Below are 18,629 nucleotides of genomic sequence, written 5' to 3' on the forward strand. Positions count from 1 at the left end.
TTTCTCCGCATTAAAAGTTTACATTAATACCAGCCGTATAGGTACGGGCATTGGGGTAATCAAACATGCCCTCTCCGTTGTTGTCTTCCGGATCCATTCCTTTCCACTTTGTCCAGGTAATGAGGTTCTGGCCCTGTACAAAAACCTGAATACCTTTTACATAACGTTGTCTGGCCAGCCAGCTTTCCGGAATACGGTATCCGATATTCAGGTTACGCAAACGTATAAACGAAGCATCCTGGATATCGCGGGAGGAATACCCCCGCTTGCTGTCTATCCGTGGTAACAGTGCATTATCCCCCGGCTTCTTCCAGCGGTCATATAACATCCGCACGGACTGATTGCTGGTAATAAAAGTGAGACTGGGATTTTCGTTGTAATAGTCTTCATTATTATAACGATAGGTATTTGTTGCAAAAGAGAATAATGCATTCAGGTAGATGCCTTTGTAATTCACCGCCGTGATAATACCTCCGGTAAACGGCGGAATATAGGTACCAAATTCCGCGACACTTAATGCCGCTTCATTATAGGTAGTGGTAATACTGCCATCCCTTTTGTAGTATTGCGCATCACCGGTAGCGGGATCTACACCTGCCCAACGGGGGGCAAAGTGGGCGCCATAAGGCAATCCTACCCGGGCAATACTGGTCGTCCCCTGGGGAAATTCGGAAGAAGCGCCCAGATCGGTGATTTCATTTTTATTATAGGCGAAGTTGACGCCTACAGTCCAGGTAAGGTTTTTACGACGTAAGATATCACCCTGCAGATCTACTTCTATACCGCGGTTACGCATCGCACCGGAATTGAGCAGTAAAGACGAGAAACCAGACGTATACGATACCGGCTGATTAATGAACAGGTTATTGGTAACCTTGTTATACACATCTGCTACCAGGCGGATACGGTTCTCCAGCACTGCGAAGTCAAAACCGATATTGAATTCCTTCGCATATTCCCAGTCATAACCACTGAAACCAGGTTTGGAGGGGATGATACCGGCATTACCGGCATACTGTGTAAGCGCATAGGTAGCCGCATAACCGAAGTCGCTGCCGAAAGGACTGGCCGTAGTACCATAACTTGCGCGGAAACGCAGGTTACTGATAAAGGCTACATCCTGCAGAAACCGTTCTCTCTTTGCTTCCCAGCCCAGCCCAACGGAATAGAAACTATGCCAGCGGTTATTTTGTGGCACAGTAGAAGAACCATCATAACGGAAGCTGGCATTGAGTGAATAACGGTTGTCGTAGGTATAGCGGCCTACTAAAATATAGGAGTTCATGCTATTGCCGGTACGTTTACCTTGCAGGTCCGGCATCAAGGCTCCCCCCGGGATACCTGCCGGCGTGCCGGGCAGGCGGCCATCAAGGCCATAACCCGTATATTTCAGGCCTTTGTGGTGATTACGGATATATTCAAAATACCCGGATACTTCCACATCGTGTTTTTTAGCAAAGATGTTGGCATAGGTCAGACCGGAAGTAGAAATGATGGCTGTATTACGTACCACTTCCTCTCCAAAACTACCCTGGCTACCGTTACTTACTTTACGGCCGGAATAGGAGTCCGGATCTATGAAGCGTTCGTCTGTATTTTCGCGGAAGTCGACACCTAATCTTGTTTTAGCGGTCAGACCAGGTAGAATAGCGTAATTGAGCGAAGTACTCAGCATCCCTTTTACCTGGTTGCTTTTCCAATAGGTATGCAACATTCCTTCCAGGGCATCGCCTCCTTCCCGGTCGCCGGGCGCACCATAATCTTCTTTGTTTTCGGAAGTAATCAGGGTACCGTCTGGTGCATAGGGATATTCATAAGGCAATGCATAAAAAGAAGCAGCAATCGGGTTGCCTATTTTACTGGAACCTTCCCGTTCAATAAAGTTAGATTTTGCATATCCCAGCCCCAGATTTACATTACCGGTAAGGCGGCCGAAATTGAAGTCCATATTATTTTTCAGCGTATACCGTTCCAGGCCGGAACGCATCACGATACCATCCTGTTTATAGTAATTGAGGGAGGTGTAAAAACGGACATTATCATTGCCACCACTGGCACTGACTTGCTGTTCCATGAATTTACCCCGGCGTAAGAGGATATCGCGCCAGTTGGTTTGCAGCTGTCCGAGGCTGTCGAGCCGGTGATCCAGCTGCTGTTGTTCGGCCAGGGGGAGCGCTGCATATGCCGGATTCTTTTTAGACCATGCCCAGCCTGGTCCGATGTCTACCCCTGTTTCCAGTCCTACTTCTTCCTCAAACTGCAGCCGTTCACGGGTATTCATCATGGTATACTTAGGCGTAGTGAGATCAGAAAAACCGTATTGAGAACGATATTCTACCGCCAGTTTTCCTTTGGTACCTTTTTTAGTAGAAATCACCATCACCCCGTTGGCTCCCCGGGAACCATACATCGCCTTGGAAGCCGCATCTTTCAGCACAGTTACCGATGCAATATCAGCAGGGTTGATGGCCTGCAGATAGTTAGGTTCTACCGGCACCCCATCTACCACATACAACAAGGCAGAGCTGCCGTTGAGCGTACCAATACCACGTAATACGACAGTACCGCTGGTTCCGGGTTGACCGGAGCCGGCAGAAACATTGAGGCCGGGCACGCGTCCCTGCAATACCTGGTCAAAGGTAGCCATTGGGATCTGTCCTATTTTTTCGGCGCTCACTACACTGGCAGCACTGGCAGAGCGATCGCGGGTATAATTCGTATAGCCGGTAACCGTAACGCTGTTCAGCGTCTGTACATCCGTTTCCAGTACAATATTAATGACCTGGCGGTTGCTCACCGCCACTTTCTGTTTTACGTATCCTACCAGGGAAAATTCCAGGGTGGCAGTGCCTTCCGGTACTGCTAATGTATACTGTCCGGCTGCATCGGTGAGCGTACCCGTATTGGTACCTGTAACACGTACGGTTACACCCGGCAGCGGCAGATTATCCGCACCCGTCACCTTACCTTTTACCGTGATGGCCGCAGCAGTGGCGGTTTTATCAGCATATATCACTACCAACCCGTTATCTTTCATCGACCAGGCAAGCGGCGTACCCGCAAAAGCATTGGCCAGTACTGTTTTCAGGGATGCCTGGGAAACAGTTACTGATACCCTGAGATCTTCCGGCAGGGTTTTGTTGTGGTATACAAAACGGTATCCGGTTTGTTTTTCCACTTCTTTCAGTAATTGTTTCATCGTAGTTTCCTTCAGCTGTAAACTGATTTTTTCCTGTGCATAGCTGGTAGCGAATACCTGCATGCCGCCTATCAAAAGCAGTAGTGTTATTAGTTTCATAGTAAAAAGGAATTGCCAGGCCAAACGGACATAATGTTCCCTGCGCCCCCAAGCGATTTTTAACATAATTTTGGTTGGGTTTAGTTAAATGATATTTGCCTACATTTTTCAAAAACCTGTTACAAGGGAAGGTGTTTGCCGCACTTTCCCTTTTTGGTTTAGTCCATTGGCTGTTTTACTTACTGATAATCACCTGCTCTCCCGTCATTTTAAAGTTAAAAGGATAAGATAACTGCAATGCTTCCAGTGCTTTCACAATGGTTTCACTTTCAAAAGTGCCACTATAGCGGTATTGTTTTACCGTATCATCCGTAAATACTACAGAGATACCATACCATTGCTGCAGTTTTCCGGCGATTTCTTCCAGTGATTCATTTTCTATTTCCAGGCGGTTGCGTACCCACGCAATCTCCCGGGCTTTGTGATTGGCCGGATCGGCCGCCAGCGGTACAACGCGGAAAGACCGCGTGCTTTGGGCGGGGTTGGTATCTGCAGCAATCACGAGTTTCTGATTTGGTTGTAAGATGATTTTCTCTGCAGGGCGGCCGGCAGGTATAACGGATACGCTGCCACGAAACAGCGCTGTTTCCGTTTTTCCATTGCCTGCCCAGGCAGCCACATTAAACACGGTACCCATTACGGTAATCAGTGCCTGGCTGGTATGTACGCGGAACAGTTTTTTTTCATCGTGTGTAACATCAAAAAAAGCCTCTCCCTCCAGGGTTACATCCCGGTTGCCAATATGATATTCCGGCGACAGGGTAAGGGTGCTGTTACGCCGCAGGGTAATCACGGTGCCATCGGGGAGGATCACCGTTTTACGCGACTGGTTGCCCGCTGCATAGGTGGTAGTTGTTTGCCGGGGCTGCATCATTTTATCCGGAATTGGCTGCCGGAGGTAAAAATAGCGGCCTGTCACTACGAGCAACATTAACACAGCAACTGCTGCGTAGCGGGATAGGAGCTGTCTTTCCCTGCGAACAGGCGGTAACTCAATTTCCGGTTGCTGTGCAATATCCTGCTGTAACCGGATACCCTGTTGTATCCCTTCCCGTAGTTGTTGTAGTTGTTCCAACCGGTTGCCCTGTTCGGCGCTGAGTATTTGAATCAGTCTGCGGGCGGCGGCGACATTGGCTTCCTGTTGCGGATTTTCACGCAGCCACTGTTCCCAGCGCAGTACATCGGCCAGATTGGCGCCGGTACAATAATGCTGAAAACTTTCATCACAAACGAAATCTTCCGGTTGATAATCCCGTAAGTCCATACAGGTACTTTTATATACAGACGGGGAAAAAGTATTTTTTTCCTAAGCGGAGGGAAAAAATTTTTTCAAGTGCTGTAAAACCGCGTACTGTCTACAGCCTGACAAACCATTAGCAGGTAACCGATCTTCTCTGTATCACAATGATATAAGGTTATTTTGGTCAGCATATCCACATGAATTACCTTCGTGTACCCCCCAAAAAAAGCTGTCGCTGTCAGATCTTTAAATAGTCACTACTTTAATTTTTAAGCTTTTTTAATCCTTAAAATAATTAATAATGTCTGAAAGAGAATTATTAACATCCATTGTGTCAAAATTAGATGCTTTTGGCAAGCGATTCGATGTAGTCGATGAACGACTGGGGACACTCACCATCATTGACAAAAGACTAAATGTAGTCGAAGAACGACTGGGTACGCTCGATATCATTGATAAAAGGCTGGATACCATCGAAGAAAGACTCGATATCATTGATAAAAGGCTGGATACCATCGAAGAAAGACTCGATATCATGGACAAAAGGCTGGATACCATTGAAGAAAGACTCGATATCATGGACAAAAGGCTGGATACCATTGAAGAAAGACTCGATATCATGGACAAAAGACTGGATACCATTGAAGAAAGACTCGATATCATGGACAAAAGACTGGATACCATTGAAGAAAGACTCGATATCGCAGATCTCCGACTCGACTCCATTGATAAACACCTGACCAACATTGAAACAGATCTCGATAAGATTGAAGTCTGGACAGGTTACAGAGCTGATCCTACGTTACCTGTCGTTAATGGTCAACCTGAAAAAGTGACGGCTTAGACAATAACCACCTGATTTTTCGCTAAAGATGCTTTACCCACAGGTAAGCTCTTTTTATAAACCTATTCATGAACTTTCAGAGAGGCATGATAATATCTCTCTGGAAGTTCGTCCATATAATATACGTACAGGCAGCAGAATTATAACCTTATTTCAGGATACTCCGCAGTACCTTAATTGCATCATAAATCGTATTGTAGGCCGTCTTGATGGTTTGTGAAGTCTGCAAGGCAATCTGTTCATAACTCAACCCTTCAAAAAACTTCAGTCTGACCAGTTCTATCTGCCGGGGAGTAAGTTGCCGCATGGCATGGTGTAATCGTTGTTTCAGTTCTTCATCGCGCTGAACCCGGATCATCATTTCTTCATAGGACAACTCACTCCATTCGTGTTCTTCCGCCATTTTACGGACTGCCGCATCCGTGCGGGCATCAACGGCCAGCTGATCGAGGATGAGCCTCCGCAGGGCCGTAAAAAGATAGGCCCGTACATTCGTTACCGGCGACAAGCCGGTACGCTTCTCCCATAACTGCAAAAATAACTGGTTGACACAATCTTTTACCAGCTCATGATCACCACAGGTCTTGAGGCCGAACCGCAACAAATGAAAATAACTGTTATGGTGCAACGCAAACAGGGATTCCCTATCGCCTTGCCGGATTTGCTCCCAATATAACCTGTTTGCTTCTTCCTGAGACATGCCGGCTAAAATAAAAAAACCATTAAAAATATTCTGCTCTATTTTTCCGTCAGGTATTTTTATTGACCAACGGGGCAGCCAGCAGCTTAAAAACAACCACCAGCAAGGCCAGTACACCTGCACTTACTGCTATTACAAACTTCGCATATACCATCGTTTCCCAAAGCGTCATCGACATTCCCAGCGGACCACCCTGTACCACCTGCAGCAACCGGTTATTCTCCATGACATCAAACACCCAGGGCAATACCTGTAACAGGGCTACTATCAGCAAGATACCGGATAACAACGGGCGGGTATTGATCCGCAGGATCAGCAACCAGACGGCTATCAAAGGATAAATACCCAGCATAAAAAAGTAATCTACCCGGAGATGTCTGATCACCTCCGGGATGGCCTCATGTGTGGTCAGCTGTTGCACAGTAGCATACAAATGTGCCTCATCACCAGGCAGCTCCAGTTGCATAATGGAAAAACCGGTAACACCTTTGTGTTGTATATCCCGGGTTAATGCACTCATCCAGCCGGTTGTAAAAAGTGCGATGCCAAAGAAAAAAACAAAAATTTCCCGACGAAACCTGATCAGTTGCTGCATATGGATAAACGTTAACAGGATTAATAGAAGTTATTGGGATTCTGCTCCGGTGCATGCTGTTTCTTCCAGTTTGCCAACCGGGCTTTTTTATAATCTTCCCAATTGAACTCCCGCAGGAATTCCGCACCTGCTTCTACTCCTTTCCGGAAGATCTCACATTTTTCTTCCGTGGTCATAAAGAAATTCAACCAGTTATGTCCTTTCAGGTATACGGCTTTCACCCCCAGGTCGAAGGCCCTGTTTTTGCTGATGAAATCCCGGTCGTAGTTGGCGCGCATGGCGCCAATGATTGCATTGGCATAGCTTACCAGACTGCTTTTGCGGTAGCTTACCACATCCGGTAAACTGCTCATCAGCCGGATACCCCAGGTAGGCATACGCGGAACCGGATAAGCCGGGTTGGAAAATACACTGATCGGAAAATTAGATAAGGTACCTCCATCCACCAACTGGGCCTTTCCCGGCAATACGACTCCTTTCCAATCCAGTTCCTGCTGCCATATTTCCAGGTTACTTTTTTTATTCACCCCACTTAGGGTAAAAGTCTGGAAGAAAAGCGGAATAGACATACTGGCACGTACAAAATCACCGGGATGGATGTCCTTCATCTTTGCCCAATATAAGTCCCACATACGGGGAAATTCTATCTTCCGGCCGGTTACCACATCGCAGGTGATAATAGAAAGCATCGGATTGGCCGGCGGACTGGCCACCACACGGCTGGCATCCGGTCGCACACGAAGCCCCGGCGGCACCCGTTTAAAGTGTTTCTCAAAATCTTCCAGGTCATTGATTTTTCCTAATGCCGGATTCGATTCAATATCATTTTCTGAGATCCGCTTTTTTATCCAGTTATGAAAAAACACCCCTTCATTCAAACCATATCCGTTTCGGGTAAAATCCTTGAACCGAAAAAAAACATAGACGCCGAAAGTAATCAGCGCCACTATTAAAATGGCTGCTCCCAATCCAATCCAACGCGCATCATCATAAAAAAAATTGGCCGCAAATGAGGTCAGACAAAAACACAATAAAAACAACAAGGTCCAGTGAAAAAAGCCTACCAGGTTACTGATAAAATATTGCTCCACAATAGCCCGCTGTATCAGGCGTTTAACCAGTTTCGTAAAGTTCCAGTTGGTACTTTTTCCATCCACAATTTTGAACAGCTCCAGTTCCAGGAAATGCTGGATGATTTTTTCAGATTTAGTATCTTCTTTATTGCCTGTGCAGGCCAGTAACATGGCATTGATAGAACCTGCGCTGGTACCGGCGAGACTAAAAAAACGGATACCAGCTTTTTCAAGGGCGTAGGTATACCCTACCAGGGCAATCCCCCATACGCCCCCGCCTTCCTGCACCAGGTCCACGTATTGGTGGCCCTGTTCATCGTGTACGTCAGAGACATCCAGCGGATGATCTTTCAGATAGGCCTGCAGGTCTGTAATGACCTGATCTGCCCCTGATTTTGTAATAAACTCCTGAACAATTTTCTCCATCTTCAATAGGTATTTAAGGATTTATATGGATTAAAATCTCCTCCTCCCCGGTAAGAGGATCCGATCATCGATACAATTGGTTGCAGCTCCATTAGCAGGTGGTGGGGCTGGATAAGACATAACCACAGGAAGCACGCAGGTTTTATCATAGTATGCCATCATAACAGTTTATGACAACAGTAATTCCGGGGTCAGCAAATTACTTCCTATACTTCTAATGTAAAAAAAATAAACGGAACCGGAAAGCAGGTGGTCAAACATCCGTAGAAACACGTACGGCCTGCTGTCTGTACTATTCTCCTGGTAGTACAAACAACAGACCGCAAGTTCCCTTTATAAGGCAGGGCTATAGTTTAATAAATTCCACCCGGCGGTTATTGGCTTTTCCCACGGTCGTGGTATTATCGCCCAGGGGCTGTGTTTTGCCCTTACCATCGGTTTCCAGGCGATTCTCCGCAATACTGAAGGTTTTGCCAAGAGCGGCTTTTACGGCTGCTGCCCGGCGTTTAGACAGGTCCAGGTTCAACTGATCATTCCCATCTGCATCCGTATGCCCTACAATTCTCACGCGTACCGCAGGGTTTTCTGTCAATACTGCTGCAATATCTTTCAGGGCACCGTAAGATTCCGGTTTGATGTAATCGCTGTTCGGATCGAACAGAATGCCATGGGTAACAAATTTACCGGTGGTCAGCAATTTGTTGCGGGTATCTGCAGCCCCTACAGCCAGCCGGATATTGCTGATAAAGAAAGCGCCGTCATTGTTATCAAAGTTGGGGGCGTATGCACCAAATACCAGGGAATTGAAACGGGCGCCGGCCTCCAGTGCTCTGGGCAGGTCCAGGATTTTGGTACTGTCGAGGTACACGCGTACCCTTTGCTGCTGCCGCCAGATCGATACCCTTACCGTATTTTTCTCCGGTACATGAAACTCCGGCATTTTACCAATGGAGTTACTGCCAATGATACTGGAGTAATAACTGAAAGTACCGTAGCCGCTGGATTTGGGATTCAGCTGTATTTTAAACGCCGGAATGGAAGCACCACCTGCGGCGCCATTGTCAAATTTTTCATCGGTACTGGCAGCATTTAACAAGCTGATTGTCAGTTCTGATATCGAGGCAATATTGTTATGAGCCATTACATCCAGCTGGAGTGTAAAATTATCTGGCAGTGGTTTATTCACATATTCCGGATAAAAGATACCATCCTGTTTGAGTGCCAGCCACTTACCTGGCCGGTTGCTGACCGTTACCAGCTCCGCACCGGAACGGGTATTCCATTGCCCGGGGAAATCTCCGACGGCATCCTGTTCGAAACTCTCCTGCATGATAATCGTTTCTCCCGGTACAAAATCGAAACGGGAATAGGCAGTAATACCAACATTCGTAGTACCGTTGCCGTTAGTTATATCCGGTTGATTACCGACTGGTCCATCTGTGGGAGTATCACCTGTTTGTACCGGCTTTTTCTTAGGTTCAGTCGCTTTGTCAATGGTTTGGTCGATCGTTCTGTCTACCTTTTCATTTACCTTCTGTTGTACCCTGTTTTTGATGCGGTCGAGAAACTGGGCATGAACGCTGGTACCGGTTATGCCAGCAATCAATAAGATTATTAACTTTTTCATCTGACAGATTTTAGATTGGAAGAAATGCTTCAGTCATTGCAAGGTACATATGTTAAAAATAACCTAAAGAATTTTTAGCCCAATTTATCCGTTTTCCGGCCTTTTCTTTTACAGACGGACATTTTTCATTCACCACGGATAAATAAACGGAACTTTTCCGGCAACCCGATGGAGGGGAAAACACAATTTCCCGTTTCATTGATAGAATACACTCACAATATTTTACTGTAGCAATCTGTGAGGCTTATATAAATATTTTTAATAAGGGGAGACGATAGAACCATATGCGAAAACAATGGACTGTACTTGTGTGCCTGCTTGGTTTTGTATGGAAGGCGCAATCGCAGGGGGTGATCAATGTTACCGGGAAAGTAGTATCTGGCTTTACCCAGGAACCGCTTCCCTACGCCACATTATACTGGAAAACGGGGGGATATGGTTGTATGACAGATAGTATCGGTCATTTCAGCATCCGGAAAAGCCACCATGCGGCGGATACCCTGATGATCCGGTATGTGGGCTATATCGTAAAACAACTCCCTGCCGGTGACTGGAACCTGTCTGCCCCCTTGCAGATAGAACTGACAACTGCCTTGCGGGACGGGGTAGAAGTAAAAAGCAAACTAAACAAAGGACAGGTATGGTGGCGGCAGATTGTAAAACATAAACCACAGAATGCGCCGGGCCACTATAACAACTACCATGCCCGTTTATACAATAAACTGGAGATAGATGTTGCCAACCTGCATCAGACACGCTGGCAACACACCAGACTCATGCGGCCGTTTTCCTTTGCGTTGCAGCAAATAGACAGCACTACAGAAAAACATCCTTTTCTGCCGGTTTTCCTCAGCGAAACCCTGTCTGACTACTACACTTCCGCCACCCCGCTGCGGGTACGGGAAGAAATACAAGCCTTGCATGCCAGCGGGGTTAAAAATGAATCCGTCATGGAATACCTGGGCGGTATCAATCAGAAAATCAATACCTATGCGGATTACATGCAGATATTGGGCAGAGAATTCATCAGCCCTGTCAGTGTAGCCGGCGACAAATACTATCATTACAAAGGACTCGATACAGTACAACAGAACGGTGAACAATATTTCCATCTCAGCTTTACCCCCAAAAGAGAAGGCGAAAACCTCTTTTCCGGCGACTGCTGGATACAAAGCAGTACCTGGGCGTTGCAGAAAATCAGCATGACCGTTACCGGCGCTGTTAATATCAACTTTGTAAAACGGCTGGACATCATACAGGAATTTTCTCCGCTGAACCAGAAAGAATGGGCTGTGACGAAAGACCGGTTTATCGTGGAACTCAGTCCGCTGGGGAAAAACAAAACCTCCTTCATTGCCCGGAAAACAACCCTGTATCAAAACATCCATGTCAACGAAGATTACATCGGCGCCAGACTGGATGCCAACACCAAACGGGAAGAGGTAGTCATCGCCGACAGCGCACGTAGCACTACGCCTGACTACTGGAACCAGCATCGCCCGGAATCATTAACCGCCAACGAAAAGGTGGCACTAACGTTAGTGGATACACTAAAATCAATGCCGGCATTCAAAAAATTAAGCAATACGGTTACCTTCCTCTTCGATGGACATATTAAAATGGGGAAACTGGAAATTGGCCCCTGGTACAAATGGCTCAGTTACAACCAGGCAGAAGGCCTCCGGCTGCGTTTCGACCTGGGTACCACAGCTGCTTTCAGCCAATCATGGCGACTATACGGTTACCTGGCCTATGGCACTAAAGACAAAGCCGTTAAAGGTAAAATAGCCGCCAGCTACGAAAAGCCGGGTACCCCCTGGCGTTTCATGGCCTCCTATAAAGACGATCTCGACAACGTACAACGGGGATTCAACGGGGAAGAAGTAACCCTGGATAATATTTTCGGGCAGGCCATCCGGCGAAAGGGCATTCCCCAGAAATTTATCCGGGAAGAGGAAATACAGCTCTCTGTTACCCGGAAGCTGCCTTTCAACTTCTCCCTTCAGGGAACCGTAGCCCGGAACGAATATACGACCTATGCTCCGCTACCACCCCATCAGCTGTTCCGGAAACCCGGCGACATCTACGAGGAAGTGGTAAATACCTCCTTTCAGCTGAAAGCCCGCTATGCGCCAGGCGAAAAGGAACTCCGTACCTTCCGGAAAACACGGCGGATACGCAGTAACCTGCCGGTGGCAGAAGTAGCGTGGACCCTAGCTCCTGCCGGCGTCGCCGACAGCAAATACTATTACCAGAAGATAACCATGAGCCTCCAGCAACGCTTCCGGATTCCACGCTGGGGCCAGATCAGTTATATGGCCTATGCCGGGAAAATATTTTCGGACCAGCTGCCGTTTATGCTGCTCCAGGTACACCCGGGCAATGAAACCTACTACTATAACCGGGAAGCATTTAACCTGCTGCAGAAGTATGAGTTGCTGAGCGATCAGTATGCCGGCGTCAATATAGAACACAACTTCGATGGCAAACTGCTGCACCTGTTGCCATTTATGCGAAAAACCGGCGTACGCCAGTTCTGGCATGCCAAGGCGGTCGTTGGTAGCCTCTCGCGCGAAAACAAGCGGTATAACCGCCTCGAATACAGCGAATATGGCATGCGCTCCCTGAATGGTCAGGTTTATGCAGAAGTAGGTACCGGATTCGATAATATTTTCAGGTTTTTCCGGATAGATGGGGTATGGCGTTTTTCACCTTATCATACAGCTGCTTCGCAAACAGGCCACTTTAGCCTCTTTGGCAGCTTCCGGCTGCAGTTTTAAACATACGATGAACTTATCCAGTACTTTACAGGAAGCATGCGATCTGTTTACAGGATAAGGCTTATACGCTGTAAAGCTTGACAGTAGTGGTTATCACAGTATAATTCACTACCTTTAACAGGCAATTAACATATAATTTGCGTAATTCACATAGGGGAAAACCGTTGCACGAGCGTTTAATATATACGAGAAATGCAACGCATCCTATCGTAAATGATCTGATCAAAAACTTCTGGTTTATGCAACAACGCTTATACCGCTCTTTACTGGTTGGCATCTCCCTGGCAACGACTATGTCTGTAAAAGCCCAACAGGCATTATTACCGGATCAGAATCCGCGCTACCGGGAAAGTATGGATTACTACCTGCTCAAAGAAGATTCACTGACGAGACAGCAAAGTACGACCGTACAACAGACCTATAAGGCATACGATTTTTTCGAGGCAAAAAGAGAAAGACGCGATCAACGCCGTCAATGGCGTCATGAATGGCGGATGGCCAATGCCAACAATTATTCCTACTACGATCCCGGATTCGGATATCCCGGCCTGGGGTATGGCTACGGATTCGGGGGTGGTTATCCCTACTACGGCAGACATTACCGTTATCGTCACAACAACGGTGTCAACTGGGGGAATGTAGCTGCTTTAACGTCCATAGGAATGGGCATCTATTGGCTTTCAAGATAAAACAATCCATAATAAACACAACAATCCATGCTTAAACTTAATGCATTCGCATTTATCGGATTATTATCCGCAGGTATTTTATTACAATCATGTGCCCATAAAGTTACCCGGGTAAGCGAGAATGAGCAAATCGACATCAGTGGCCGTTGGAATAACACCGACTCCCGCCTGGCAGCAGAAGAACTGACTAAAAACGTATTGTCTGAAAACTGGCTGAGCAACTTCCTGCAACAGCAACAAGGTAAAAAACCAGTTGTAATTGTAGGATTAGTCGCCAACAAGAGCCATGAACACATCGATGCAGAAACCTTCACCAAAGATATAGAACGTGCCTTTGTTGTTACGCAGAAAGTAAGGGTAGTACAAGGCGGCGCCAAAAGAGAAGAGCTGAGAGGCGAAAGAGCAGACCAGCAAAAAAACTCCTCTGTTTCCACCATGAAAAAATGGGGTCTGGAAGTAGGCGCTGATTACATCATGCAGGGAAGTATCAACTCCATTGTGGATTCCCACAAAAGACAAAAAGTAGTTTACTATCAGGTAAACATGGAGCTGACTGACCTGCAAACCAACGAAGTAGTATGGATAGGCGAAAAGAAAATAGCCAAATACGTAAAGAATTAGTCGTCGGTTGACATTTATACATCTTCGTATATACTCACTAATAAGTATATACGAAGATGACTGCACAAGATATGGAATAATTCATGAGCAAGATATTGAATCAATGGAAGTGGGTCCTGGGCTATGCGCTGCTAATCACTATACCTGTTTCCTGCCGGACCTACAACGATGCGATCGGTCAATACTATGGTGCTCTTTCTCAGGGGCGTTTTGACGAGGCCGCGACCCAGCTCGACAGGAATAAATTCCTGCGTTACGGACGTAACAAACTGTTGCTCCTCATGGAGAAAGGTAAAACTGCCTTCTTACAGGGACGCTACCAGGAAAGTAATCTCTACTTCAACGAGGCCGACTCCTTCCTCGAAAGAGGCCGCCGTAATAAAGTATGGGATCAGACATTAGGTATTCTCGTTAATCCCGCGATGCAGCAATATGCCGGAGAAGACTTTGAAAAGTTGCTCATCCACTATTATAAAGCGCTCAACTACCTGCAGCTGCATCAGACAGAAGATGCTGTAGTAGAAGCCCGCCGCATCAGCCTGAGTAACTACGAACTCAATGACCGCAAAAAAGACAAAACCAACAAATACTCCAATGATGCATTTGCCCTGATTATGCAAGGCATCATTTACGAAAGCGCCGGCGATAAAAACAATGCTTTTATCTCCTACCGCAATGCTACAGATGTTTTTCTGCGGCAACCCGACAAAACCTACTATAACACCCCGATACCCGGACAATTACAGGAAGACCTGCTACGCACTGCGTATCAGCTGGGCTTTACCACTGAACTGAGCTATTACGAAAAGGAATTGGGCCGCAAATACAGCCCGGTGAAAGAAAGTGATGGCGGCGAAGTGGTCATTTTCTGGGAAAACGGACTGGCTCCGGTAAAAGTGGAAAATAATTTCTTCTTTACCATTACGGAAAGAGGACCTGGTAATTTTATGTTTACCAATCCTGATCAAACCATCTTTATCCCGTTTGATTTCAAACTTACTTCCAGTGACGCAGGCAACCGCCTGAAAGGCCTGGAAGCGTTCCGCGTTGCCTTCCCTAAGTATGAAGAACAACCGCTTTATTACACCGGCGGGCATGTGCAGGTGAACGATACCAACAATATTCCCATTCCGCTGGAACAGGTGGAAAATATAAACCAGCTGGCCTTTAGTACCCTGCAGGAAAGATTCCTGAAAGAGATGGCATTAACCCTCGCCCGGATGGCCGTAAAAAAGCTGGCAGAACATGAAGTGAAGAAAGATAATGAATCCCTGGGACAAGCCGTTAACCTGCTCGGATTACTGACAGAGAAAGCAGATACCCGCAACTGGCAAAGCCTGCCTCACACCATTTATTATTCCCGTGTTCCACTGAAAAAAGGAGCCAATAAATTATCACTTACCCTCAGCGGTGCACATGGTAACAAAACCGTTACGCTGGATGTAGCCGGCAATGGCGGATTGCAAACCATTCATTACTCTTCGCTGCAGAAATCCTGATAAAAAAAATTAAGCAGGCCACATATACCGGAGGCGCTTCGCGCTACTACTTATCCGATATATGTGGCCTGCTTCTTTGTTACTACAATGCTTAGTTTGTAAACTGCATCGTGCTCAGGTTACGGTAAATACCGCCATCTACAGTGAGCAACTCATGATGTGTACCTTCCTCTACTACATAACCATCGTCGAGTACAACAATTTTATCTGCTTCCCGAACAGTTGCCAGCCTGTGTGCAATGATGATGGAAGTACGTCCTTCCATCAGCTTATCCAGGGCATCCTGTACCAGTTTTTCTGATTCTGCATCCAATGCAGAAGTAGCTTCATCCAGTATCAGGATACGGGGATTTTTCAGCACGGCACGGGCAATGGCAATACGTTGCCGTTGTCCGCCGGACAACTGTACGCCGCGGTCGCCCACCATGGTATCCATACCTTCCGGGAAGTTTTGTATAAACTCCCAGGCATTGGCCTGTTTAGCAGCATAGATAATTTCTTCCTCTGTAGCACCCGGTTTACCGTAAGCGATATTATCCCGGATGGAACTACCGAAGAGAAAAACATCCTGTAATACAACGGCCATCTGGTTTCTCAAAACAGAATAAGGGAAATCTCTTCCATCTCTTCCATCGAAACTAATCGCACCGTTCACCGGGTCGTAGAATCGTAACAGCAAAGAAACGATGGTACTTTTACCGGCGCCGCTGGGACCCACCAGGGCCACTTTCTGATTAGCTTCCACCGAAAAGGAAATATCCTTCAATACGCTGACATCGCTGCGGGAAGGATAATGAAAAGAGATATTCTCAAAAGTGATCAGGCCATTGAGTTCATGTTCCGGTGCTATCGCTGCCGGTGCAGTCAGTTCTTCTGCCGGTTCTTCCAGGATCTCCAGGAGATTCTCGGTAGCACCGATACTCTTCTGCAGGTTGGAATATACTTCCGCCAGTTCCGTAACCGCTCCGCCAATGAAAGCAGAATAAATCACAAAAGAAACCAGTTCACCAGCCGACTGCATTTCGCCGGAGGCAATCAGCAGGGAGCCTTTCCAGATCACTGCTACCATCGCACCGAAGATACACAGCATCAGGAAAGAGAGGAAAGCACCCCGGTAAATACCGCTTTTCATGCCAATTTCTGCGGCTTCATTGATTTTCTTCCCGTAACGTCTCATCTCAAAGAACTCGTTGGCAAAAGCCTTCACATTGAGAATGCCCTGCAATGTTTCCTCCAGAATGGTATTGGCTTCTGCCACCCGATCCTGCGCTGCTTTGGAAAATTTACGGATGTATTTTCCGAAAACAAAAGCAACCACCAGGATCACCGGCAACAGCATCAACATAAAAAAAGTGAGCTTTGCAGAAGTCGTAAGCAACAACACAAAACCGCCTGCCAGGACGATCAAATTCCTGATAAATTCTGCGATGGTAGTCGTAAACGTTTCCTGCAACAGGGAAATATCCGCTGATATACGGCTGTTCAGTTCCCCTACCCTTCTGGTCAGGAAGAACTTCATCGGCAGCTGTATCAGGTGATTATAGATATGCTGCCGCAAAGAGGACAGGGTCTTTTCCGTTACATTCACAAAGAAGATAACCCGGAAAAAAGAACAAATACCTTGTCCTATCAATACCGCTACGAGTATAAATCCCAGGCGGTTAATTTCCGGTGTTAACCGCATTTTTTGTCCGGAATCCACCAGCTTTCCCAACAGATCAGGAATAAACAGACTGGATATACTGGAAGCCAGCAACAGGACCATACCAATGGTAAACTCGATCCAGAAAGGCTTCACATATTTGTATAAACGTAAGGTCTGTTTAAATGTACCAGCACCAGCAGACTGGTTTTTCTTTACTTCATTCGACTGCATGATAAAATGCCTTATTTAAGTTCAATGATGGCTGAGATGACAGCACGCTTTAAACCGGTTTTGTAACCGGTTATTACGCCACGGACGTCTGCAGGTTTGCTTTCTTACCAGTATGCTGCTGAATGGTATCCCGAACGATGGTAAGGGCTTTATCCAGTACATCCTGCTCTACAGTTAATGGTGGCAACAGTTTGATTACTCTGTCATGACGGCCTACACATTCTACGATCAGTTGTTTTTTGAAACAATCCTGTGCTATTTTTTTCGCCAGTAAAACATCGTCATAAGCAGATAAATCAATACCCCACATCATACCTAAACCTCTGATGGAAATACGCTCATCATCCCCTTTAATTTCTTCGTGCAGGAAACGATTGATGTAGGCTGATTTTTCTTTCACCGCTGCATCCAGGTTGGTTTGCTCCCGGAATTCCAGGGCCGCCTTACCACCTATAAAAGCCAGCTGATAACCACGGAAAGTACCATTGTGTTCGCCTGGTTGCCAGATATCCAGTTCTGGTTTGAACAACAGCATCGCCATTGGTAAACCATAACCACTCAGGGATTTGGATAATACCACGATATCCGGTACAATACCTGCACGCTCAAAAGAGAAGAAGTTACCGGATCTGCCGCAGCCGATCTGGATATCATCTGCGATAAACAGGATACCATGTTTTTCACAAATTCCTTTCAAAGCAGCCAGCCATTCGGGAGAAGCTACGTTGATACCACCTTCTGCCTGTACTGTTTCCAATATTACTGCTGCTGGTTTTTCGATACCGGAGTGGCTGTCTTCGAGAATCATCTCAAAATATGCCAGGCTATCAAATCCTGCCGCATTATTTTCAAAAGGGAGGAATGTTACGTTATGTAATCCAACACCGGCTACCTGTCTGTTGTATTGGTTGCTGGTGAGTGCCAGACTACCCTGAGACAGGCCATGGTAACCACCCATAAAGGAGATCACATTGGAACGGCGGGTATAGTTACGTGCCAGTTTCAGCGCGGCTTCAATGGCGTTGGTACCGGTAGGTCCGCAGAACTGAAATTTGTAATTCAGGCCTCGTGGTTTTAACAACAAGTCATTGAAAGTCGTAATAAATTCGCTTTTCGCTACGGTAAACATGTCCAGCCCCTGCATGATGTAGTCTTCTGCCATGTATTCCAGCAGCTGCGCTTTGATGAAGTCATTATTATGACCATAATTAAGTGCACCGGCCCCCATCAGGAAATCAATATATGCGTCACCGTTATCCGCATACAATAAAGTGCCCTTTGCTTTCCGGAATACCGCCGGAAAACTCCGGGAATAGCTGCGCACATTGGATTCCATTGTTTCAAAAACTTGTGTTAACATA

The 18,629-nt window shown here is 46.5% G+C and carries 13 protein-coding genes; 5 read left to right on the forward strand and 8 right to left on the reverse strand.

Going from position 1 to position 18,629, the window contains the following annotated elements:
- Positions 1–10: 10 nt before the first annotated feature.
- Both OL444_RS26875 and OL444_RS26880 read right to left on the reverse strand, forming a co-directional pair.
- Positions 11–3,298 (reverse strand): SusC/RagA family TonB-linked outer membrane protein, encoded by a 3,288-nt coding sequence (locus OL444_RS26875; protein ID WP_264728300.1) that lies wholly within the window; start codon positions 3,296–3,298, stop codon positions 11–13.
- Between the two features lie 175 nt (positions 3,299–3,473).
- A complete protein-coding gene (locus tag OL444_RS26880) occupies positions 3,474–4,562 on the reverse strand; it encodes a FecR family protein (RefSeq protein ID WP_264728297.1) in 1,089 nt (362 codons plus the stop codon).
- A gap of 277 nt (positions 4,563–4,839) precedes the next feature.
- Here OL444_RS26880 and OL444_RS26885 point away from each other — a divergent pair, with 277 nt between their 5' ends.
- On the forward strand, positions 4,840–5,382 hold the full coding sequence (locus OL444_RS26885) for a coiled-coil domain-containing protein (protein WP_264752043.1): 543 nt from the start codon (positions 4,840–4,842) through the stop codon (positions 5,380–5,382).
- 148 nt (positions 5,383–5,530) lie between these two features.
- On the opposite strand, the gene OL444_RS26890 is transcribed toward OL444_RS26885, so the two are convergent.
- The 4 genes from OL444_RS26890 to OL444_RS26905 all read right to left on the reverse strand — a co-directional run bounded on the left by OL444_RS26890 (position 5,531) and on the right by OL444_RS26905 (position 9,803).
- Positions 5,531–6,082: an RNA polymerase sigma factor gene (locus tag OL444_RS26890; RefSeq protein ID WP_264728293.1), complete on the reverse strand. Its 552-nt coding sequence runs from the start codon at positions 6,080–6,082 to the stop codon at positions 5,531–5,533.
- 49 nt (positions 6,083–6,131) lie between these two features.
- Positions 6,132–6,677 carry a hypothetical protein gene (locus OL444_RS26895; protein ID WP_264728291.1) on the reverse strand — a complete coding sequence of 182 codons (546 nt, stop codon included), beginning with the start codon at positions 6,675–6,677 and terminating at the stop codon, positions 6,132–6,134.
- A gap of 20 nt (positions 6,678–6,697) precedes the next feature.
- The gene (locus OL444_RS26900) at positions 6,698–8,176 is read right to left on the reverse strand and encodes a patatin-like phospholipase family protein (protein ID WP_264728289.1); all 1,479 of its coding nucleotides are present in this window, start codon (positions 8,174–8,176) and stop codon (positions 6,698–6,700) included.
- Between the two features lie 346 nt (positions 8,177–8,522).
- Positions 8,523–9,803: an OmpA family protein gene (locus OL444_RS26905; RefSeq protein ID WP_264728287.1), complete on the reverse strand. Its 1,281-nt coding sequence runs from the start codon at positions 9,801–9,803 to the stop codon at positions 8,523–8,525.
- A 284-nt stretch (positions 9,804–10,087) separates the two neighbouring features.
- On the opposite strand from OL444_RS26905, the gene OL444_RS26910 reads away from it, so the two are divergent.
- From OL444_RS26910 to OL444_RS26925, 4 genes are all read left to right on the forward strand, one after another.
- On the forward strand, positions 10,088–12,583 hold the full coding sequence (locus tag OL444_RS26910) for a DUF5686 family protein (protein WP_264728285.1): 2,496 nt from the start codon (positions 10,088–10,090) through the stop codon (positions 12,581–12,583).
- Between the two features lie 239 nt (positions 12,584–12,822).
- Entirely contained in the window at positions 12,823–13,272 is a 450-nt protein-coding gene (locus OL444_RS26915) for a hypothetical protein (RefSeq protein ID WP_264728283.1), read from the forward strand.
- Between the two features lie 27 nt (positions 13,273–13,299).
- Positions 13,300–13,893 carry a penicillin-binding protein activator LpoB gene (locus OL444_RS26920; RefSeq protein ID WP_264728281.1) on the forward strand — a complete coding sequence of 198 codons (594 nt, stop codon included), beginning with the start codon at positions 13,300–13,302 and terminating at the stop codon, positions 13,891–13,893.
- Positions 13,894–13,976: 83 nt separating this feature from the next.
- On the forward strand, positions 13,977–15,392 hold the full coding sequence (locus OL444_RS26925; RefSeq protein ID WP_264728279.1) for a COG3014 family protein: 1,416 nt from the start codon (positions 13,977–13,979) through the stop codon (positions 15,390–15,392).
- A gap of 91 nt (positions 15,393–15,483) precedes the next feature.
- Here OL444_RS26925 and OL444_RS26930 read toward each other — a convergent pair whose 3' ends face one another.
- Positions 15,484–17,268 (reverse strand): ABC transporter ATP-binding protein, encoded by a 1,785-nt coding sequence (locus OL444_RS26930; protein ID WP_264728277.1) that lies wholly within the window; start codon positions 17,266–17,268, stop codon positions 15,484–15,486.
- A 73-nt stretch (positions 17,269–17,341) separates the two neighbouring features.
- Positions 17,342–18,628 (reverse strand): diaminobutyrate--2-oxoglutarate transaminase, encoded by a 1,287-nt coding sequence (gene ectB, locus OL444_RS26935; protein ID WP_264728275.1) that lies wholly within the window; start codon positions 18,626–18,628, stop codon positions 17,342–17,344.
- Between the last annotated feature and the right edge of the window lies 1 nt (position 18,629).

It is taken from the genome of Chitinophaga nivalis (genome assembly GCF_025989125.1).
GTDB classification, from domain to species: Bacteria; Bacteroidota; Bacteroidia; order Chitinophagales; family Chitinophagaceae; genus Chitinophaga; species Chitinophaga nivalis.